The 20,832-nt window shown below is 71.9% G+C and carries 18 protein-coding genes; 13 read left to right on the top strand and 5 right to left on the bottom strand.

What is annotated here, in order from left to right; genetic code table 11:
• Window positions 1–15: 15 nt before the first annotated feature.
• Window positions 16–1,221, bottom strand: a complete 1,206-nt coding sequence (sepH, locus tag ABD784_RS03165) for a septation protein SepH (RefSeq protein WP_344879795.1) — start codon at window positions 1,219–1,221, stop codon at window positions 16–18.
• Window positions 1,222–1,470: 249 nt separating this feature from the next.
• On the opposite strand from sepH, the gene ABD784_RS03160 reads away from it, so the two are divergent.
• Window positions 1,471–1,770, top strand: a complete 300-nt coding sequence (locus tag ABD784_RS03160) for a DUF4193 domain-containing protein (RefSeq protein WP_309079978.1) — start codon at window positions 1,471–1,473, stop codon at window positions 1,768–1,770.
• A gap of 123 nt (window positions 1,771–1,893) precedes the next feature.
• On the opposite strand, the gene ABD784_RS03155 is transcribed toward ABD784_RS03160, so the two are convergent.
• The gene (locus ABD784_RS03155) at window positions 1,894–2,373 is read right to left on the bottom strand and encodes a DUF3093 domain-containing protein (RefSeq protein ID WP_344879792.1); all 480 of its coding nucleotides are present in this window, start codon (window positions 2,371–2,373) and stop codon (window positions 1,894–1,896) included.
• A gap of 115 nt (window positions 2,374–2,488) precedes the next feature.
• Here ABD784_RS03155 and dut point away from each other — a divergent pair, with 115 nt between their 5' ends.
• Genes dut through ABD784_RS03135 form a run of 4 tightly spaced genes read left to right on the top strand, consistent with a single transcriptional unit; the run spans window position 2,489 to window position 4,883 of the window.
• A complete protein-coding gene (gene dut / locus ABD784_RS03150) occupies window positions 2,489–2,971 on the top strand; it encodes a dUTP diphosphatase (RefSeq protein ID WP_344879789.1) in 483 nt (160 codons plus the stop codon).
• The gene (locus ABD784_RS03145; protein WP_344879786.1) at window positions 2,968–3,729 is read left to right on the top strand and encodes a DUF3710 domain-containing protein; all 762 of its coding nucleotides are present in this window, start codon (window positions 2,968–2,970) and stop codon (window positions 3,727–3,729) included. Before dut ends, ABD784_RS03145 begins: the two co-directional genes overlap by 4 nt.
• Window positions 3,730–3,738: 9 nt before the next feature.
• On the top strand, window positions 3,739–4,101 hold the full coding sequence (locus ABD784_RS03140) for a hypothetical protein (protein WP_344879783.1): 363 nt from the start codon (window positions 3,739–3,741) through the stop codon (window positions 4,099–4,101).
• 32 nt (window positions 4,102–4,133) lie between these two features.
• Complete coding sequence (locus ABD784_RS03135; RefSeq protein ID WP_344879780.1) at window positions 4,134–4,883, top strand: DUF3159 domain-containing protein; 750 nt, start codon at window positions 4,134–4,136, stop codon at window positions 4,881–4,883.
• A gap of 86 nt (window positions 4,884–4,969) precedes the next feature.
• On the opposite strand, the gene ABD784_RS03130 is transcribed toward ABD784_RS03135, so the two are convergent.
• Together ABD784_RS03130 and ABD784_RS03125 are read right to left on the bottom strand one after the other, a co-directional pair.
• Complete coding sequence (locus ABD784_RS03130) at window positions 4,970–5,632, bottom strand: potassium channel family protein (RefSeq protein ID WP_344879777.1); 663 nt, start codon at window positions 5,630–5,632, stop codon at window positions 4,970–4,972.
• Entirely contained in the window at window positions 5,629–6,348 is a 720-nt protein-coding gene (locus ABD784_RS03125) for a potassium channel family protein (RefSeq protein ID WP_344879774.1), read from the bottom strand. Before ABD784_RS03125 ends, ABD784_RS03130 begins: the two co-directional genes overlap by 4 nt.
• Window positions 6,349–6,477: 129 nt before the next feature.
• Here ABD784_RS03125 and ABD784_RS03120 point away from each other — a divergent pair, with 129 nt between their 5' ends.
• From ABD784_RS03120 to ABD784_RS03090, 7 genes are all read left to right on the top strand, one after another.
• On the top strand, window positions 6,478–8,577 hold the full coding sequence (locus tag ABD784_RS03120) for an APC family permease (protein ID WP_344879771.1): 2,100 nt from the start codon (window positions 6,478–6,480) through the stop codon (window positions 8,575–8,577).
• On the top strand, window positions 8,574–9,968 hold the full coding sequence (locus ABD784_RS03115; RefSeq protein WP_344879768.1) for a class I SAM-dependent RNA methyltransferase: 1,395 nt from the start codon (window positions 8,574–8,576) through the stop codon (window positions 9,966–9,968). The genes ABD784_RS03120 and ABD784_RS03115 overlap by 4 nt, the downstream gene beginning before the upstream one ends.
• Before the next feature lie 228 nt (window positions 9,969–10,196).
• Entirely contained in the window at window positions 10,197–12,902 is a 2,706-nt protein-coding gene (acnA, locus tag ABD784_RS03110) for an aconitate hydratase AcnA (protein ID WP_344879765.1), read from the top strand.
• A 118-nt stretch (window positions 12,903–13,020) separates the two neighbouring features.
• The gene (locus ABD784_RS03105) at window positions 13,021–14,508 is read left to right on the top strand and encodes an MFS transporter (protein WP_344879762.1); all 1,488 of its coding nucleotides are present in this window, start codon (window positions 13,021–13,023) and stop codon (window positions 14,506–14,508) included.
• A 138-nt stretch (window positions 14,509–14,646) separates the two neighbouring features.
• Window positions 14,647–16,632: a 1-deoxy-D-xylulose-5-phosphate synthase gene (dxs, locus tag ABD784_RS03100; RefSeq protein WP_344879759.1), complete on the top strand. Its 1,986-nt coding sequence runs from the start codon at window positions 14,647–14,649 to the stop codon at window positions 16,630–16,632.
• On the top strand, window positions 16,629–17,306 hold the full coding sequence (locus ABD784_RS03095; protein ID WP_344879756.1) for a DUF402 domain-containing protein: 678 nt from the start codon (window positions 16,629–16,631) through the stop codon (window positions 17,304–17,306). Before dxs ends, ABD784_RS03095 begins: the two co-directional genes overlap by 4 nt.
• Window positions 17,307–17,393: 87 nt before the next feature.
• Window positions 17,394–17,957: a hypothetical protein gene (locus ABD784_RS03090; RefSeq protein WP_344879753.1), complete on the top strand. Its 564-nt coding sequence runs from the start codon at window positions 17,394–17,396 to the stop codon at window positions 17,955–17,957.
• A gap of 168 nt (window positions 17,958–18,125) precedes the next feature.
• Here the strand turns inward: ABD784_RS03090 and argG are convergent, their stop codons facing one another.
• The gene (gene argG, locus ABD784_RS03085; RefSeq protein ID WP_344879750.1) at window positions 18,126–19,553 is read right to left on the bottom strand and encodes an argininosuccinate synthase; all 1,428 of its coding nucleotides are present in this window, start codon (window positions 19,551–19,553) and stop codon (window positions 18,126–18,128) included.
• 173 nt (window positions 19,554–19,726) lie between these two features.
• Between argG and ABD784_RS03080 the strand changes: the two genes are divergently transcribed.
• Complete coding sequence (locus tag ABD784_RS03080; RefSeq protein WP_344879746.1) at window positions 19,727–20,824, top strand: nucleoside hydrolase; 1,098 nt, start codon at window positions 19,727–19,729, stop codon at window positions 20,822–20,824.
• The last annotated feature ends 8 nt before the right edge of the window (window positions 20,825–20,832 follow it).

Raw genomic sequence — 20,832 nt, 5'->3', positions numbered from 1 at the left:
GCGCCAGCGCGGGCGCTAGTCGTGCTTCTTGCCGAAGACGATCTCGTCCCAGCTCGGCACGGAGGAGCGCTTGGGCTTCTGGCGCTTCCCGCCAGCCTCGTCCTGCCCGGTGTCGTCGCCGCGGTTCTCCTCGGCGCGGTTCCGGCCGGTGGGGAGCTTCCGCCCGGCCGACGACGCGTCGGCCGATGGCTCGTCGTCGCGCCCGGCGAAGCGGAGCGTGCGGAGGTTCGGGACCACGGTGACATCGGAGGTCTCGGTGCTCACGCCGTCGTGCAGATGGGGGAGGTCCGTATCGTCGTCGGCGAAGCCGAGCCGCCGGGCCTCGGCCTCGTCGGCGAAGTCCTCGTCCCGCGGATGGGCCGCCGGGACGCCCTGGCTGAGCATGAGCGCCAGCTCGTCGTCGCCGTCCTCGTCCTCGCCGAGGCGCTGGCCGCGGCGGGCGCGCAGGATCTCGAGGAACTCGTCCTGGGCCCGCGACTCGTCGGTCTCCTCGCCCGGCGACGCCGGCGACCCCTCGTCCTCGGCCGCCTCGACGTCGAACGGGTGGTCGGCCACGGCGGTGAGCCGACGCGCGGCGAAGGGCGAGTCGAGCGGCTCCAGCTCGGAGAGGACCTGGGCCCAGCGGTTGCTGTTCTGGAGCAGCTTGCGGGTCGGGTGGAAGAGCCAGCGCGCGATCGGCTCCTCGCCGATCGAGACCCGCTCGGCGTCGGCGGGGGCGGCGAACTCCGCCGTCACGTTCCACCCGCCGTCGGAGCGGCGGGCCGCGTCCCACTCGAGCGTCTCCACGTCGATGCCGAAGCTCTCCAGGCGGACCTGGACCATCTCGGCGAGATTGGCGGGCTCGTCGCCGAAGGCCGAACGGTAGGCGTCGTGCCCCTGCGGTCCGGAGACCTCGATCCGCTGCGCCTGCTGGGCCATGTACTCGCGTTCGGCGAGCACTGGGCTCGCGTACCGCATGATGTGGTCCATCGGCAGCCCCGACTCGCGGACGAGCTCGTCGGCGGAGGCGCCGGAGCGGATGCGGGCCTGGATCTCGCGGGGCGAGAGCGTGCGGGGACCCTCCGAGCCGTCGGCGGCCCGCTCGCCGGCCGGACGGGCGGAGGGGCGGGTCACGGCCTGACGGAGCGCGTCGTCGATCGCCAGTTGAAAGGTCTCGCCCTCGGAAGCGAGTAACACGTGGCTGCCGTCCTCGTGGACGCCCACCAGTCGGAGCTGCTGCATTCCATTCCTCCACACCGTCGATTTCCTGGTGCAAACTCTGCCATCGAGGGCCCGGCAATCCCGTGATTTGCGCGGGTGTGGCGCGGCCTGCCGCGCCCTGCGCGGCGGAGTTCTTCCATCCGCCGGAATCGCTGTGCGCGAAAGATTGGCGTTTTCGGGTCCGATGGTGAACAATCTGTGCGTCATCGGGTGACAACCCCGTGAGGACAACGTCTACAGCAGCTAGCACCGGAGCGTGATTCATAGACCATGGCGACCGATTACGACGCGCCGCGCAAGAACGAAGATGAACTCAGCGAAGACTCGATCGAGGAGCTGAAGAACCGGCGCTCCGACAAGCAGTCCGCCGTCGTCGACGAGGACGAGGCCGAGACCGCGGACAGCTACGAGCTCCCGGGAGCCGACCTCTCCGGCGAGGAGCTGATGGTCCGCGTCCTTCCGGCCCAGTCCGACGAGTTCACCTGCAACTCCTGCTTCCTGGTCCGGCACCGCTCCCAGGTCGCCGTCCAGCGCGACGGGCTGCTGTACTGCAAGGACTGCGAAGGCTGATCATCCAGCGCCGCATCACGCACGGCCAGCGGTGAGCGACGGCGGCTCCCCACCGGACCTTCTGGGTCCGGTGGGGAGCCGCCGTCGTTTCGCGTCCCGCGTCGCCGGGCGGGGGAGGGGCCGCTAGGCGCGGGCGCCGGTCAGGACGGCCGCCAGCTCCTCGGGGCGGCGCGTGCTGGTGATCCAGTAGGGCGTCGCGTCCGCCGGGTCGGTGATCTCGATGGTGACCACCGGGTCGATCCATCCGCGGAAGCACATGAACGCGGTCCCGTTGAGGGCCGGACCCCGCTGCTGGGTGGCGTCCTCGCCGCGGAACGCGGCGACCTCGCCGACGTGCTCGCGCTCGATCCGGGCGCGCCCGACCCGCAGCGAGTCGCGGGTGACCTCGATCCGGCCCGACGCGAGCGTGTGGTTCAGAACGGCCACGGTCACGAGGACGGCCACGACGATGCCGGCGATCACGCCGACCCCGACCCCGATGGGGGCGAGCATCGCGTACCCGGCGCCACCGGCGCCGAGGACGATGATCCAGATCCACCAGGCGGGCCAGAGGTATTCGCGGTAGACGACGTCCGCGTCGGGTGTGTGAGAGGTATCTGCCATGGGGTCCAGTCTAGGTTCACCGGGGCCGGGGCGGCGCCGGAGTGCGGGTCCTCGGCGAAAGTGGCTAGAGTGATATGAGTCCCCGAACCAGCCCAACGGCAGGAGCAGCGCGGTCATGACCGCCGAACAGACCACTACTTGCGACGTCGAACTGAAGATGCTCGACGAGGGCATCGAACCGCCGTCGTACGCACATCCCGGCGATGCCGGAGCCGATCTCAGGGCGCGCGTCGACGTGACCCTCGAGCCGGGCGAGCGCCGCCTGGTGCCGACCGGCGTGGCGATCGCCCTGCCTGCGGGCACGGTCGCGCTGATCCACCCGCGGTCCGGCCTGGCCACGAAGCACGGCCTGACGATCGTCAACGCCCCCGGCACCGTGGACGCCGGGTACCGGGGCGAGATCTCCGTGACCCTGCTGAACACCGACCGCTCGGAGCCGATCCAGCTGCGCCGCGGCGACCGGATCGCGCAGATGGTGATCCAGCGCGTGGAGACGGCACGGTTCGTGCCGGTCCCCGAACTGCCCGACTCGGCGCGGGGCACCGGCGGCTTCGGATCCACCGGGGGCTTCGCCGCCGCAACCCGAGGAGAGGCATGATCTTCAAACGCAGGAAGGCCGCCGAACCGGCCCAGACCACCGAGCCGGACGAGGCCGACGCCGAGCGGGAGGCGGGGAGCGACGGCGCGGACCAGGAGTCCGCGGCGCGGCTCTCCGGTCCGTTCGACGGCGACGAGCTCACCGACCGCGGGGGCTACATCGACCTGGGCTCGCTGCTGATCGAGCCCGTCGAGGGGATGCAGCTGCGGCTCGAGGTCGAGGACAAGACGAAGCGCGTCATCGCGGTCGCCCTGGAGCTGGACGGCTCCCGCCTGCAGCTGCAGACCTTCGCCGCGCCCAAGTCCGAGCAGCTCTGGCCCGGCATCCAGCAGCAGATCACGGCCAGCATCGAGAAGCAGGGCGGCCGCGTGGACAAGGTCTCCGGCCGGTTCGGCGAGGAGCTCGTCGCCCGGGTTCCCGCGAAGCGCCCCGACGGCACGGCCGGCTTCATGGTCGCCCGCTTCCTCGGGTACGACGGCGGCCGCTGGTTCCTGCGCGGCGTCATCGGCGGCCCGGCCGCCCTCGACCGCGCCAAGGCGCAGGCCCTCGAGGAGATCATGGCCCGGGCCGTGGTCATCCGCGGCGACCAGCCCATGCCGCCGTCGGAGCTGCTTCCCCTGAAGGTGCCCGAGGGCGCCGTGGCCCGCCAGCCCTCGGAGGGCGCGGGGCCGGCCGAGGAGGCCGGAGCCACGGGTTCCCGCGACGGCGACGGCCCCGAGCCGCCCGAGCGCGGTCCCGAGACCACGCAGATCGGCTAGGAGGACGTCGTGCCCGCCTCGAGTCGCCCCGCGGGTACCGCCTGCGTGACGATCGCCGATCTGCCCGAGCGGGGCCGTCTGACCACGGGCGGCTTCGTCGAGTTCGTCCGCTATCCGCAGTCATCCGGGCCGCCGCGCTTCCAGGCCAGCCTGGTGGACCGGCCGGCTGCGCCCGGTGGCCGGCGCGCCGCCGCGCCCCGGCTCGACCTCGTCTGGCACGGCCGCTCGAGGGTGCCGGGCATCGTCCCCGGGGCCTGGGTCCGTGTCCGCGGGGCGGTCTCCACGGTCAAGGGCGTGCCGACCATGTACGACCCCCACTACGAGATCCTGGCCTCGCACCGCGAGCTCGTCGGGACCGAGCTCCCCGCCTGAGCGGGGAGCGCCAAGACCAGGAGGCGAGCGACGTGCAGTCGACATCCCACCAGCCCGGCCCGTCCGACGAGCCGGAGGACCAGCGCCCGCGAGCCAGGGCCACCGCCGAGTCCGTCGCGCGCCAGGTCGCCGAGAGCTCGTCGGTCCGGCACAAGGACAACGGCGAGGTCGACGTGCTGGCGACCATCGGCGGTTGGCGCGGTCTCGCGGAGGCCCTCGTGCCCGGGTCCGTCTTCATCGTCGTCTTCACCGTCTGGCAGGCCCTCGCTCCGGCGCTGATCGCCGCACTGGCATCGGCGGTCGCCTTCACTCTCCTCCGCCTCGTCCAGCGGCAACCGCTCACGCAGGCGCTGGCGGGTCTCGTCGGCGTCGTCGTCTGCGCCTTGTTCTCCGGCACCACGGGGGAGGCCCGCGGATACTACGTCCCGGGTTTCATCACCAACGCCGTGTACGGGGCGGCGCTGGTCCTCTCGATCATGCTGCGGTGGCCCCTGATGGGCGTCGTCTTCGGCTACATCCGCGGCGAGGGGACGGGGTGGCGCCGCGACCCGGCCCGGCTGCGGCGCTACGCCGCCGCCACGTGGACGATCGTGGCGGTCTTCGCTGCCCGCATGGTCGTCCAGATCCCGCTCTACGTCGCGGCGGAGTCCGACGCCGGCGCCCTCACCGCGCTCGGCTCGGCCCGCCTGATCATGGGCGTGCCGCTCTACGCCATGGGCCTCTGGCTCGCGTGGACCCTGTCCCGTCCGTCGCGGCGCCCCGGAGCCGACCGGGCGGGCTGAGTCCGGCCGGCTGCGGCCGCGGTCCGCCCGGACGACGGCCGGGCCGTGGTTCCCGGCCCGCCGTGACGGACGGGCCCGCCGTCGGGCTACTCGCCGCTGCGCAGGGAGCGCCGCAGCTCCGGCTCCGCGGAGATCGCGGTGATGAAGAAGACCTCGTCGCCGCCCTCGAGGACGTCGTCCGGGCTGGGGATCAGCGGGCTCTCGTCGCGCAGCAGCGCCACCACGGCGCACTCCTCGGGGAGCCGCAGCGATCCCAGCGTCCGGCCGACGAGCGGCGAGTCCTGCGGCATCGTGAACTCGACCATCGACGTCTCGCCGGTCCGCAGCGTCAGCAGCCGGACCACGTCGCCGATCTCCACCGCCTCCTCGACGAGCGCCGTCATCAGGCGCGGCGTGTTCACCGCGACATCGACGCCCCACGAGTCGTCGAACATCCAGTCGTTCTTCGGGTTGTTCACCCGGCCGACGGTCCGGCGGATCCCGAACTCGCTCTTGGCCAGCAGGGAGACCACCAGGTTGACCTTGTCGTCGCCCGTCGCCGAGACCACCACGTCCGCATCGCCGAGCCCCGCCTCCTGCAGGGTCGTCAGCTCGCACGCGTCGCCGAAGAACCAGCTGACGCCCTCGAGCTCGCTGCGCACCCGGACCTCCGGCTTCTCGTCGATGAGCAGCACCTCGTGCCCATGCGAGAGGAGCTCCCGGGCGATGGAGGCGCCCACGCTGCCCGCCCCGGCGATGACGACCTTCATGCCTGCTCCTCCGTGCTGGTCTCGTCGATGTTGCCCTCCGCCGCGGCCGCCGCCTTGGCCGGCGGCTTCGACAGCACGCGGTCCACCTCGCCGGTGGCGTCCACGTGCATCATCGCGTGGAGGATGTCGCCGTCCTGCAGGCGGGTGCCGGCCGCGGGCAGGATGCCCTGGCCGAAGCGCGTCAGGTAGGCCACGCGGACCCCCGACGCGGCCTCGATGTCGGTGACGAGCCGCCCGTACCACTGGCGGTGCACGTCGACCTCGCCGAGCACCAGCCGGCCGGAGGCCTCGCGGAAGTCCCCCTGCACGCCGGTCTCGGGCAGGATCCGGCGCAGCACCTGGTCGGCGCTCCAGCGGACGGCGGCGACCGTCGGGATGCCCAGGCGCTGGTAGATCTCCGCGCGGCCCGGGTCGTAGATGCGGGCCACGACGTGCGGCACGTTGTAGGTCTCGCGAGCCACCCGGGTGGACAGGATGTTCGAGTTGTCGCCGCTGGAGACCGCCGCGAAGGCATAGGCGTCCGCGATGCCGGCCTGCTCCAGCGTGTCCCGGTCGAATCCGACCCCGGTGACCGTCCTGCCGCCGTACCTGCTGGCGAGCCGCCGGAAGGCGTGCTCGTCCTGATCGATGATGGCCACCGAGTGGCCGGCCTCGTCGAGGGTGTGGGCCAGCATGACGCCCACGCGCCCGGCCCCCATGATGACGAAATGCGGCATCGACTTCCTCCGCGTCCGTAGTGGGCGGCCACCTCGGCCGCCGTCTCGGATCCAGTCTTTCACGCCCGCCGCGCCGCCGCCGCAGCGAGCGGCATGACACCGGGCGGGGGAGGGACTACCTTTGACGAAGTGTTGACGTTCCTGGAAGCGCTCAAGCGGGTCCTCGTCGGCCGTCCCATGCAGACGGAGAGCCTCAAGGTGGCGCCCCTCGGCCGGTGGGTGGCCCTCGGCAAGCTGAGCTCGAATGCCCTGTCCTCGGTGGCCTACGCCCCCGACGAGATCCTCCTGACCCTCGCCATCGCGGGGCTGAGCGCGATCCACTTCTCGCCCTACGTGGGGCTGGCCGTGATGGTCGTGATGTTCGTGATCATCGCGTCCTACCGCCAGTCGGTCCGCGCGTACCCGGGCGGCGGCGGAGACTACGTCATCGCCAGCACCAATCTCGGCCCCAAGGCGGGCACGACGGCGGCCGCGGCGCTCCTGATCGACTTCGTTCTGACCGTGGCGGTCTCCATGTCGTCGGCCGCGCACTACCTCGTCGCCGTCTTCCCGGCGCTGCAGGGCCACCGGGCCGAGATCGCGGCCTGGGGCGTGGTGCTCCTCGCCTTCGTGAGCCTGCGCGGCTTCGGGCGCTCCCGCATCGTCCAGGTCCTGCCCACCTACCTCTTCGTCGGCGCGGTGCTGGCCATGCTCGCCACTGGCTCCGTCCTGGCCGCGACAGGCCAGCTGGGCGAGGCCCCCAGCGCCGACTTCACGATCGTTCCGGAGGCGGGCTTCGAGGGCGGGCTCACCGGGTTCTTCGGCGCCCTGCTGCTGCTCCGGGCGTTCTCCACCGGCTCGGCGGCCCTGACGGGCATCGAGGCCCCCACCAGCAACGTCCAGCAGCTCCGCACGCCCCGGGCCCGGAACGCGGGCGCCATCCTCGTCTGGCTCGGCGCCGTCGCCGCGGTCCTCACCCTCGGGACGATCTTCCTCGCTGAGGCGACGCAGGTGCGCATGGTGGAGGAGCCGCAGCGGTTCCTCCGGCTCGACGGCGGGCCCATCCCCGCCGACTACTTCCAGGCCCCGGTGCTGGGCCAGTTGGCCTCCGCCGTGTTCGGGCCGGGCAGCCTCGGCGCCGTCCTGATCCTCCTGGTCACCATCTGGGTGCTGTGGACGGCGGGCGTCTCGACGTTCAAGTCCTTCCCGTTCCTGGCCTCGCACCTGGCGACCGACGGATACCTGCCACGCCAGCTCCGGCGGCGCGGCGATCGACTCGGCTACAGCAACGGCATCATCGCGCTGGCCGCCGCGGCGATGGCGCTGGTCCTGCTGTTCGACGCGCACCTGCCGGCCCTGATCCAGATGTACGTCGTCGGCGTGTTCGTGGCGTTCACGCTCAGCCAGGCCGGCATGCTCAAGCACTGGAAGCGGAAGTTCGTCCAGACCCCCGACCGGCAGGTCCGGGCCAGGATCGTCCGCGCCCGCCTGCTGAACCTCGTGGGCTTCCTGCTCTCGCTGGCCGTCCTCGTCGTCGTCCTGGTCACCAAGTTCGTGCACGGGGCCTGGCTGGCGCTGCTGGGCATCGCCTGCCTGTACCTGATCATGTACTCGCTCCACCGGCACTACGAGGAGGTGGACCGCGAGCTCGCCGTCGACTTCGCCTCCGAGACGAAGGCCCTCCCGGCCCGCGTGCATGCGCTCGTGCTGGTCACGAGCGTCCAGAAGCCGGTGCTCCGCGCACTGTCCTTCGCCCGCGCCAGCCGGCCGTCGAAGCTCGACGCGGTCGCCGTCGACATCGACGAGGACCGCACCGAGCGGATCGTCGAGGACTGGGACCGCCTCCGGCTGCCCGTGCCTCTGACCGTGCTCGCGTCCCCCTACCGTGAGGTCGCCTCCCCGCTGCTCGACTACATCAAGAGCATCAAGCGCGACGCCCCCCGCGACCTCGTGGTCGTCTACGTCCCGGAGTACGTGGTGGGCCGCTGGTGGGAGCACCTCGTCCACAACCAGACCACCCTGCGCGTCCGGACACGCCTGCACTTCGAGCCGGGCGTCGTCGTCGCGTCTGTGCCCTGGCAGCTCTCCGAGCGCACCCACGGGCGCGCGCTCTTCGGCCCGGAAGCGCCGGAGGGCGAGCCCGCCGCCGCGGAGCCGTCCTCCGGGGCCCGCACCCACCGCGACGCCGCGGGGCCGCCCGCCGACGGCCCCGCGCCCACCCCCACCACCACCGCTGAGGACCGCCCGTGACCGATTCGCCCACCGCCCCCGTCGTCGAACTGTCCGTGGGCCCCGTCGCCCACGGCGGGCACTTCGTGTCCCGTCTCGAGGGCCGGGTCGTCTTCGTGCGGCACGCCCTGCCCGGCGAGCGGGTGCGGGTGCGCCTCACGGAGCACGACGACGCCGCACGGTTCTGGCGCGGCGACGCCGTGGAGGTGCTGGAGGCCTCCGACGACCGGCGGGAGCACGTCTGGGCCCCGGCCGACGCCCTGGCCGCGCATGCCGCCGGACGCCTGCCGGCCGGCGGCGCCGAGTTCGGCCACATCGTGCTGCCCCGGCAGCGCGGGCTGAAGTCCGACGTCGTGGCGGAGCACCTGGCGCGGACGGCCGGCCTCGACGCGGCGGACGTGGGCTTCGAGGGTGTCGAGGCGGTGCCGGGGGAGGACGCCGACGGCCTCGGGTGGCGGACCCGGATGGCCTTCGCGGTCTCGGCCGCCGGCCGCCCGGCCATGCACGCGCACCGCTCCGACCGGCTCGTGGAGATCTCCGGGATGCCCCTGGCCACGGCCGGGATCCAGGACTCGGCGCTCTGGGAGGTCGATCTGAGCGGTTTCGAGCGCGTCGAGGTCGCAGCACCTGCCGCCGGCGGGCAGCTGCTGGTCCTGCTGGTCCCGGCCGAGGGCACGGCCCCGGCCGCGGCACAGCGGCAGGCCAGGCGGGTGGCGCAGGGCCTCGGAACGGACGCCTCCGTGGCGCTGCTCGCCCAGGCCGACGGGCCCGCCGCCGACGGGCGCGGCGCCCTGCAGCGGGTCTCGGGACGGACCTGGCTGCGCGAGACGGTTGAGGTCGCTGCCCCCGGCGCCCCCTACGAGTACCGGGTCACCGGGGAAGGATTCTGGCAGATCCACCGCGGTGCCCCGGCCCTGCTCACGGAGGCCGTGCTGGACATCGTCGCCGCCGCCCCGGGACACCGGGTCGCCGACCTGTACGCGGGGGCCGGTCTGTTCACGCGGCCCCTCGCCGAGCTGGTCGGCCCGTCCGGCGCGGTCCTGTCGATCGAGGGCGCCCCCGGCACCAGCAAGGACGCCCGCCGCAACCTCCACGACCATCCGCAGGCGCGCATCGTGCAGGGCCGGGTCGAGCGCCGGCTGGGTCCCGCGCTCGCCGAGCTGCCCGACGCCGGCGGGCTCGACGCCGTCGTGCTGGATCCGCCCCGGGCCGGCGCGGGCAAGGAGGCCGTGCGCCGGATCGCGGCGGCCGCCCCCCGGAGCGTCGCCTACGTCTCCTGCGATCCCGCCTCGTTCGCCCGCGACGCCGCCTATCTCGCCCGCGAGGGCTACCGGCTGCGGGGCCTCCGGGCCCTCGACCTGTACCCGAACACCCACCACGTGGAGGTCGTGGGCCACTTCGCCGCCGAGTGAGGCCGGCGTGTGACGCCCGCGTGACGGCGGACACCCGTCCGGCGCACCGGACCCTCCGCCCGGCCGCCGGGGAGGCGGGGGAGCCCCTACCGCCGTGGGTTTCGATCCACCGAGCGGATAGGATGGCCGCAGCTCTGCCGCGAACTACCATCTGTGCCGGTTAGGCACGCCTAACTGGCGTCGGGTCCAGCGTGCAACAAAGATGAAAATCTGGCGAGAGGAGTCCCAATGAGCAATGTGGACAGCTTTGGTGCCAAGGGCGTCTTGAACGTCGAAGGCAAAGACTATGAAATTTTCCGGCTGAACGCCGTCGAGGGTGCCGAGAGCCTTCCGTACAGCCTGAAGGTTCTGTTGGAGAACCTGCTGCGCACCGAGGACGGTGCCAACATCACCGCGGACCACGTCCGCGCCCTGGCCGGCTGGGACAAGGACGCCCAGCCCTCCACCGAGATCCAGTTCACCCCTGCGCGCGTCATCATGCAGGACTTCACCGGCGTCCCGTGCATCGTCGATCTCGCCACGATGCGCGAGGCCGTCCAGGAGCTCGGCGGCGACCCGAAGCGCGTGAACCCGCTGGCCCCGGCCGAGATGGTCATCGACCACTCCGTGCAGATCGACGCGTTCGGCAACGCCGGCGCACTCGAGCGCAACATGGAGATCGAGTACGAGCGCAACGGTGAGCGCTACCAGTTCCTGCGCTGGGGCCAGACGGCCTTCGACGACTTCAAGGTGGTCCCCCCGGGAACCGGCATCGTCCACCAGGTCAACATCGAGTACCTGGCGCGCACCGTCATGACCCGCGAGGTCGACGGCGTGCTGCGGGCCTACCCGGACACCTGCGTCGGCACCGACTCGCACACCACCATGGTCAACGGCCTGGGTGTGCTCGGCTGGGGCGTCGGCGGCATCGAGGCCGAGGCCGCGATGCTCGGCCAGCCGGTCTCCATGCTGATCCCGCGCGTCGTCGGATTCAAGCTCTCCGGCTCCATCCCCGCCGGCGCCACCGCCACCGACGTCGTGCTGACGATCACCGAGATGCTGCGCAAGCACGGCGTCGTCGGCAAGTTCGTGGAATTCTACGGCGAGGGCGTGGCCGAGGTGCCGCTGGCCAACCGCGCCACCATCGGCAACATGAGCCCGGAGTTCGGCTCCACGGCCGCCATGTTCCCGATCGACGACGTCACCCTCGACTACCTGCGCCTCACCGGCCGGTCCGAGGAGAACGTCGCCCTCGTCGAGGCGTACGCCAAGGAGCAGGGCCTCTGGCACGACCCCTCCCGCGAGCTGCGCTTCTCCGAGTTCCTCGAGCTGGACCTGTCGACGGTCGTGCCGTCGATCTCCGGCCCGAAGCGCCCGCAGGACCGCATCCAGCTGACGGACGCCAAGGAGCAGTTCCGAAAGGACATCCACAACTACGCCGCCGGCGAGGCGGACGAGCTGGGCATCGGCCGTCCGTCGAAGGCCGTCGACGTGGAGATGGAGGACGGGCGCGAGTTCACGCTCGACCACGGCCTGGTCTCGATCGCCTCGATCACGTCCTGCACCAACACGTCCAACCCGTCCGTGATGCTGGCCGCCGCGCTGCTGGCCCGCAACGCCGCGGAGAAGGGCCTGACCTCGAAGCCGTGGGTCAAGACCTCCGTCGCCCCGGGCTCGAAGGTCGTCACCGACTACTACGAGAAGTCCGGCCTGACCCCGTACCTGGAGAAGCTCGGCTTCTACATCGTCGGCTACGGCTGCGCCACGTGCATCGGCAACTCGGGCCCGCTCGAGGCGGAGATCTCAGAGGCCATCCAGGCCAACGACCTCGCGGCCACCGCCGTCCTCTCCGGCAACCGCAACTTCGAGGGGCGCATCAACCCGGACGTGAAGATGAACTATCTGGCGTCCCCGCCGCTGGTCATCGCCTACGCCCTGGCCGGCACCATGGACTTCGACTTCGAGACCGACGCCCTCGGCCAGGACGCCGACGGCAACGACGTCTTCCTGCGCGACATCTGGCCGTCCCCGACCGAGGTCGAGGACGTGATCGGCCGGTCGATCGACAAGGAGATGTTCGCGAAGGGCTACGAGGGCGTCTTCGACGGCGACGAGCGCTGGAAGAGCCTCGAGACCCCCACGGGCGCCACCTTCGAGTGGGCCGATGACTCCACCTACGTCCGCAAGCCCCCGTACTTCGAGGGCATGCAGGCGCAGCCGGAGGCGGTCGAGGACATCCAGGGCGCCCGCGTCCTGCTGAAGCTGGGCGACTCGGTCACCACCGACCACATCTCCCCGGCGGGCTCGTTCAAGTCCGACACCCCGGCCGGCCAGTACCTGCTGGCCAACGGCGTGGACCGCAAGGACTTCAACTCCTACGGCTCCCGCCGCGGCAACCACGAGGTGATGATCCGCGGCACGTTCGCGAACATCCGGATCAAGAACCAGCTGCTCGACGGCGTCGAGGGCGGTTTCACCCGTGACTTCACCCAGGAGGGCGCACCGCAGGCGTACGTCTACGATGCGGCCGAGAACTACCGCGAGGCCGGCACCCCCCTGGTGGTGCTCGGCGGCAAGGAGTACGGCTCCGGCTCGTCGCGCGACTGGGCCGCCAAGGGCACCGCGCTGCTGGGCGTGAAGGCCGTCATCACCGAGTCGTTCGAGCGCATCCACCGCTCCAACCTCATCGGCATGGGCGTCCTCCCGCTGCAGTTCCCGTCCGGCGAGTCCGCCGACTCGCTGGGTCTGGACGGCACCGAGACCTTCGACGTCGCGGGCATCACCGCGCTGAACGAGGGCCAGACGCCGAAGACCGTGCACGTGACCGCCACCAAGGCGGACGGTGCCAAGGTCGAGTTCGACGCGGACGTCCGCATCGACACTCCCGGCGAGGCGGACTACTACCGCAACGGCGGCATCCTGCAGTACGTGCTGCGTCAGATCTCCGCCAGCTGATCGAGGCAGCACCCTCCGCTGGGGCGGTCACCGGTTCTCCGGTGGCCGCCCCAGCGGCGTCTCGGGGCCCGGCGCCGGCGATCTTCCCGTGGCGCCGCGTCGGCCCTACTCTGATGCCATGTCGCACGAAGACCCGCGTCCCGCCGGCGCGGCACCACCTCCTGCGCCCGAGGCGGCGCCGGGAGCGGCACCGCCGCTCCCACCCACCGGGCCCTCCGGGCACACCCCGGGCACGGACCCCGACGACGGCGCGCAGACCGCCGCGGCACCCACGGTCCCGGCGGACACCGGACGGCGCACCTTCCTGCACGTCCTCGTCAACACCGCGCTGGCCAATGTCGTCACCAGCTTCCTCTGGTTCGCACTGACCTTCTGGGTCTACCTGGAGACCCGCTCCGTCCTGGCGACCGGTCTGATCGGCGGCGCCTACATGCTGCTGGTCGCCTTCTTCGGCATGACCTTCGGCGTCCTGGTGGACCGGTACCGCAAGCACGCGGTGATGGTCGGCTCGACGATCTTCACCGTCGCGTTCTTCGGGCTGGCCGCGGTCATGTACACCACGCTGCCCGAGCGCGAGCTGCTCCGCCTGGACGGCCCGTGGTTCTGGGTCTTCGCCGCCGTCGTCCTGGTCGGCGCAGTCGTCGAGCAGCTGCGCAACATCGCCCTGTCGACGACGGTGACGCTGCTCGTCGCGCCGGAGCGGCGCGCCAACGCCAATGGGCTGGTCGGCTCCGTGCAGGGCATCGCGTTCCTCGTCACCTCCGTCTTCTCGGGTCTGGCCATCGGCATGCTCGGCATGGGCGGCACCCTGGTCATCGCCCTGGCGGCCTGCGCCGTCGTCCTGGTCCACCTGCTCTTCCTCCGTATCCCCGAGCCCCGCGTCGTCCGGGCCGGCGACCGGAACACGCTCTCGGAGGTGCGAGCGGGCATCGCCGCCGTCAAGGCGTCGCAGGGACTGTTCGCCCTGATTCTCTTCACGACCTTCAACAACCTCACCGGCGGCGTGTTCATGGCCCTCATGGACCCGTACGGGCTGACTCTGTTCCCCGTCGAGGCCTGGGGGATCGTCCTGGGCGTGACAGCCACCGGCTTCCTGATCGGCGGGGCGGCCGTCGCCAGATTCGGCCTGGGCAGGAACCCCATCCGCACCCTGCTGCTCCTGGTCGCCGTCACGGGCGTCCTCGGCGCGACGTTCACCCTCCGCGAGTGGTGGTGGCTGTTCGCGGCGGGGATCTGGCTCTTCATGATGCTCATCCCCGCCATCGAGGCGGCCGAGCAGACGGTCATCCAGAAGGTCGTCCCCTACGAGACGCAGGGGAGGGTCTTCGGCTTCGCCATGACCTTCGAGGCGGCCGCGGCACCCATCACCGCATTCCTCATCGCCCCGCTGGCGGAGTTCTGGATCATCCCCTACATGGCCTCGGGCGAGGGCCGGCAGACCTGGGGCTGGCTGCTCGGCGACGGGGAGGCCCGCGGCATCGCGCTCGTGTTCCTGGCCTCCGGGCTCGTGTCGATCGTCCTCGCGACGACGGCGCTGGGCACCCGGTCCTACCGCCGGCTCTCCGCGGCGTACGCGCGCGCAGTGCCGAGCCGGCAGGCCGCCTGAGCGCCGGTGGATCGGAGGCCGGAGCGGAGCCCGGAGCGGAGCCCGGAGCGGAGCCCGGAGCGGAGCCCGGTGCGGAGCCGAACCGTGGCCAGGCGGTAGGATTGACTGACCTTCAGCCGCATCGAAAGGACCGCCTCCGTGGGACTGCTTGAGACCATTCGCGAGCCGCGCGACCTGCGCGCCCTGAGCCTGGTCCAACTGCAGGAGCTCGCCGCGGAGATCCGGGCCTTCCTGGTCGCGAACGTCGCGCGCACCGGTGGGCACCTCGGCCCCAACCTCGGCGTCGTCGAACTCACGCTCGGGATCCACCGCGCCTTCGACTCCCCGCACGACTCCATCGTCTTCGACACCGGGCACCAGTCCTACGTGCACAAGCTCGTCACGGGCCGGCAGGACTTCGACACGCTACGCCAGGAGCAGGGCATCGCGGGCTACCCGGACCGCGGCGAGTCCGTCCACGACATCGTCGAGTCCTCGCACGCCTCCAGCTCGTTGTCCTGGGCCGATGGCATCTCCCGTGCCCGCGTGCTCAACGGCGAGCCGGACCGCTACGTCGTCGCGGTGGTCGGCGACGGCGCCCTGACCGGCGGCATGGCCTGGGAGGCGCTGAACAACATCGCCGCGGACAAGGACCGCCGCCTGGTGATCGTCGTGAACGACAACGGGCGGTCCTACGCGCCGACCATCGGCGGGCTCGCGAACCAGCTGGCCGGCCTCCGGCAGATGACCCTGGACAAGGTCCGGACCTCGCAGGCCTACGAGGTCACACTGGACAAGGTCAAGGAGCGCCTGCAGGGCGGTGGCGCGATGGGCCGCCTGACGTACAAGTCGCTGCACGCGGCGAAGAAGGGCATCAAGGACTGGTGGGCCCCGCAGGGCCTCTTCGAGGACCTCGGGTTGAAGTACATCGGGCCCATCGACGGTCACAACCAGGCCAGCGTGGACGAGGCGCTCCAGCAGGCGCGCGCCTACGAGGGCCCCGTCCTGGTGCACGCTCTCACCGAGAAGGGCCGTGGTTACGCGCCGGCCCGCGCCCACGAGGACGACCAGTTCCACGCCGTCGGCGTCATCGACCCCGTGACCGGCGAGCCCGTGGAGTCGGGGTCCGCGCAGTCCTGGACCTCGGTCTTCGGCGACGAGATCGCGTCCATCGCCGACGAGCGGGACGACATCGTGGGCATCACCGGCGCCATGATGATCCCCGTGGGCCTGAAAACCATGGCGGACCGGCACCCGGAGCGGGTCATCGACGTCGGCATCGCCGAGCAGCACGCCATGACCTCCGCGGCCGGCCTGGCCTACGGGGGTCTGCACCCCGTCGTCGCGCTCTACGCGACGTTCCTGAACCGCGCGTACGACCAGCTGCTCATGGACGTGGCCCTCCACAAGGCGGGCGTCACGGTGGTCCTGGACCGCGCCGGCGTCACCGGGCCCGACGGCCCGAGCCACCACGGCATGTGGGACCTGTCGATCCTGCAGTCCGTCCCGGGCATCCACATCGCCGCGCCGCGCGATGCCGACCGGCTGCGCGAGCAGCTGCGCGAGGCCGTCGCCGTGGACGACGCCCCGACGGTCCTGCGCTTCAGCAAGGGCACCGTGGGCCGGTCGATCGATGCCGTGGAGCGGCTCGAGGACGGCGTGGACGTCCTGGCCCGCTCCGGGGACAGCGCCGAGCACGACGCGGACGCCCGGGACGTCCTGATCGTCGCCGTCGGCTCGATGGCGGACACCGGACTCGACGTCGCCTCCCGGCTCGCCGCGCAGGGCATCACGGCCACGGTCGTCGATCCGCGCTGGGTCCTGCCGGTGCCACGGTCCATCGTCGGGCTCGCCGCTCGGCACCGGCTCGTCGTCTCGATCGAGGACGGGGTCCGGGCCGGGGGAGTGGGCGCCCGGATCCGGCAGGAGATGCGCGCGGCCGGCGTGGACACCGCGCTGAACGAGGTCGGGCTGCCTGTGGAGTTCCTCGCGCACGGCTCGCGCTCGCAGATCCTCGAGCGCGTCGGGCTGACCGCGGCGAACATCGCGCAGAGCACCGTCGCACAGGTGCTCGGCACCCAGGTGCCCTTCGCGCGGCCGCTGCCCGGGCAGGACCTGCCCACCGGCCAGATCCCCCGCCTGTGAGCCCCGCGGCCGTGGGCGCGGACGCCGGTCCGCTGCGGTCCGAGCCGGCGGGCGCCATGCCGGGCGAGCTGGTGGTCGCCCGGGCCTGGAAGTACGACGGCGGACCGCACTGGGTAGTGCCCGGCACCTACCTGGGGGCCGATGCGGCCGGGCACTGGATCTTCCAGCCCGCCGGCGCCTTCGTCGCCCGGCCCGGCGCGGGCTTCTACGCGGCGTCCGACGCGGTCTGCCTCATCCCGCACCAGGAGCGGAGCGATCGGGAACGGGCGGATCCGGAGGCAGCGGTCCGGACTGCGGACTGGGTGGCGACCTTCTACGACGCCGCCCACCCGGGCGACTTCCGCATCTACATCGACGTCTCGACCGCGATCGGCTGGCGCCCGCTGCAGCCCGCCGGCTGGGAGATCCACTCGGTCGACATGGACCTGGACGTCATCCGCTCGAGCACCCGCGGCGTCTACCTCGACGACGAGGACGAGTTCGCCGAGCACGGCGCTGCGTACGGGTACCCGGACGAGCTGGTGGAGCGGATGCGCGCGTCCGCCGCGGAACTGGTGACGGCCGTCGAGGGAGGCCGCGGCGTCTTCGAGGCCGACCCCGAATCCGGGGCGAGCCGCGCCGCTCGGGCGTGGCTCGAGGACGGCCGGCGGCTCGCGTCGTCGTCCGGGGGCTGAGCGGGCCGCCGCGGCCGAGGCCGCCGGCGCACGGAGTTTTCGAGGAGTACCGATCCACGGGCAAGCCGCCCGGACTGGAGGAGAAGCATGGCCATCATCCGCACCTACCGCCGTCGAGACGACGGATCGCTCGAGTTCCGCGAGGCGTGGTACGAGACCTACGCGGACGGCGGGCTGGGGCAGTTCGTCATCAACCACGGATCCGTGGGGCACCAGTCGACCACGAAGGACGTCCAGGACGTCGACGAGGAGACCGGTGAGTCGTTGCTCGCGGGCTTCGAGCTGCAGTGCCGCGAGGACGGCTTCGCCGAACTGGCGGCCGAGGAGCAGTTCTGGGTGGTCGCCCAGTACCCGGCCAAGTCGGAGGGCGGCTACGGGCAGCGGCTGCGGGACACCGCCGTCCAGGTCCTCACGCCGCACCTGGCCTGGCGCGGCCTGGGCACGGTCGAGTCGGCCGAGTTCGCCCCCGGCAAGCTGAACATCCGGATCCTCACCCCGGACGTCAAGGCCGCCGTGTCGGCCATCAAGACGGCGATCAGAGACAACAACCTCGACTTCTCGAAGCTGCGCCTCGCCGCGGCCCCCTACGGCGAGCCGGAGAAGCTGAAGCAGAAGCACCCGCTGCCGCCGAAGCCCTTCAGCCTGGACTAGGCACTCGGACCGGGCGCTCGGACCGGGCATGTGGAGGGGGCACGTGGAGGGGGCGGCGGGCTCGGCGGACAGGCGTGCGCCGGCGGGCCGGTGACCACCACGGCGAAGGGCGCCCCGCGCAGCTGCACTGCAGCCGCGCGGGGCGCCCTTCGCCGTCGCGCCGGAACGCTAGTCCGTGCCGGTGTCGAACGAGGCGCGCTCGAGGGCCTCGTCGGCCGCGCGGTCGTCCTCGGTCACCTGCGTGCCGCCGGTGATGGCCTCGGCGCCGCCGGCCTCCATGTCGCCGATGAGCTCGCCGGTGGCGCCGCCGAGCAGGCCCGAGCCGGTGTACTGCTCCAGCCGCGTCCGCGAGTCCGCGATGTCCAGGTTGCGCATCGTGAGCTGGCCGATCCGGTCCAGCGGGCCGAAGGCCGCGTCCCCGACGCGCTCCATCGACAGCTTCTCCGGGTGGTAGCTCAGGGCGGGCCCGGTGGTGTCGAGGATCGTGTAGTCGTCGCCGCGGCGCAGGCGCAGCGTCACGGAGCCCGTGACTGCCGAGCCGACCCAGCGCTGGATGGACTCGCGCAGCATGAGCGACTGCGGGTCCAGCCAGCGGCCCTCGTACATCAGGCGGCCCAGGCGGCGACCCTGCTCGTGGTAGGTCGCGACCGTGTCCTCGTTGTGGATCGCGTTGAGCAGGCGCTCGTACGCGATGTGCAGCAGGGCCATGCCCGGCGCCTCGTAGATGCCGCGCGATTTCGCCTCGATGATGCGGTTCTCGATCTGGTCGCTCATGCCGAGCCCGTGGCGGCCACCGATCGTGTTCGCCTCCATGACCAGCGCCACGGCGTCGGAGAACTTCTCGCCGTTGATGGAGACCGGTCGGCCGGCCTCGAAGGCGATGGTCACGTCCTCGGTCGCGACCTCGACCGAGTCGTCCCAGAACTTCACGCCCATGATCGGCTCGACCGTCTCCAGGGGAGTGTCGAGGAACTCGAGGGTCTTGGCCTCGTGGGTGGCGCCCCAGATGTTCGCGTCGGTCGAGTACGCCTTCTCGGCGGAGTCGCGGTAGGGGAAGCCGTGGGCCGTCATCCACTCGCTCATCTCCTGGCGGCCGCCCAGCTCGTGGACGAACTGCGGGTCCAGCCAGGGCTTGTAGATGCGCAGGTTCGGGTTCGCCATCAGGCCGTAGCGGTAGAACCGCTCGATGTCGTTGCCCTTGTACGTGGAGCCGTCGCCCCAGACGTCCACACCGTCGTTGCGCATGGCCTGCACCAGCAGGGTGCCGGTGACGGCGCGGCCGAGCGGAGTGGTGTTGAAGTACGTCTTGCCGCCGGAGCGGATGTGGAACGCACCGCAGGCCAGCGCGGCGAGGCCCTCCTCGACGAGCAGCGGCTTGCAGTCGACGAGCCGCGACTTCTCGGCGCCGTACTCGAGGGCGCGCCCCGGGATGGAGTCGATGTTCGACTCGTCGTACTGGCCGAGGTCGCCGGTGTAGGTGTAGGGGACGGCGCCCTTGTCGCGCATCCAGGCGACGGCGACGGAGGTGTCCAGGCCGCCCGAGAAGGCGATGCCGACGCGTTCGCCGACGGGGAGGGAGGTGAGTACTTTCGACATACCTAGAATGCTAGGCCCTCGCCGCCAGATTTCCAATTGTTATGCATGACTGTGAATGACTATGCATGGCGGTTCGAATCTCCGCCGGAACCCGCACGGTAGGCTCGCGGCGGGGGGCGGCCGCGAGTGGCCGCCGACCGGATCGCACACCGCAGAGAGCGCAGGAGACCCGCATGGAATCCCGCCGAGACGGCACCTCGCCGACGGCCCGCATCCTCGTCGACAACGACACCGGGATCGACGACGCCCTGGCCCTCGCGTACCTCGCGGCCTGCGATCACGTCGAGCTCGTCGCCGTCACCAGCACCCCCGGCAACGTCGCGGTCGAGCAGGTGGCGGCGAACAACCGGGCCCTCCTCGACCTCTGCGGCCGCCCCGACGTGCCCGTCCTGATCGGCGCGAGAGAGCCCCTGCGGATCCCGCTCGTCACGACGCCGGAGACCCATGGCCCCCAGGGCGTCGGCTACGCCGAGCTCCCGGCGCCGTCGTCCGCCTCGCACGGGACCGAAGTCGGCGCCGCGGACGACGCCGTCGACTTCTGGATCGAGGCGGCCCGTGCCGCGCCCGGCGAGCTGACGGCGCTGCTCACGGCGCCGCTGACGAACTTCGCGCTGGCCCTGCGCCGCGAGCCGCGCCTGCCGTGGCTGCTCAAGGGTGCGGTGATCATGGGCGGCAGCTTCAACTACCAGGGCAACACGACGCCGACGGCCGAGTGGAACACGCACGTGGACCCCCACGCGGCGCACGAGGTCTACGCGGCCTACGGCGCCGCGGCCGCGGCGGGGCTGGCCGCGGACCAACTGCCCGTCGTCTGTGCGCTGGAGGCCACCGAGCGCTTCGAGATGCCCCCGGAGGTCGTGACCCGGCTGGCGGCCGCGGCCGGCTGCGAGGCGGCGGAGCTCGTGCGCCCCGGTGACCCGGAGGGGCTCCGCAGCCGGTCCAGCGACCCACTGGTCCGGTACCTCTCCGACGCCCTGCGCTTCTACTTCGAGTTCCACCGCCACTACGACCAGGGCTACATCGCGCACGTCCACGACTACTTCGCCGCGGGCGTCGCGGCCGGGACCCTGGAGTACCGGGCCCGTCCCGCCGTCGTCGACGTCGAGACCGACTCGCCGCTGCTGATCGGCACGACCGTCGCCGACTACCGAGGGCTCTGGGGCCGTCCGGCGAACGCCCGCGTCGTCGCCTGGAACGACCCGGAGGCGGGCTTCGCCGAGCTCGTCGACCGGCTGGGAGCCCACGCCCGCCGGCTCCGTCACGGGGAGTGAGGGGAACC

Origin of the sequence: Zhihengliuella alba (assembly GCF_039538765.1) — a bacterium.
GTDB classification, from domain to species: domain Bacteria; phylum Actinomycetota; class Actinomycetes; order Actinomycetales; family Micrococcaceae; genus Zhihengliuella; species Zhihengliuella alba.
The sequence above is the reverse complement of the archived record's forward strand: the minus strand, read 5'-3'. Positions and strand labels throughout refer to the sequence as shown.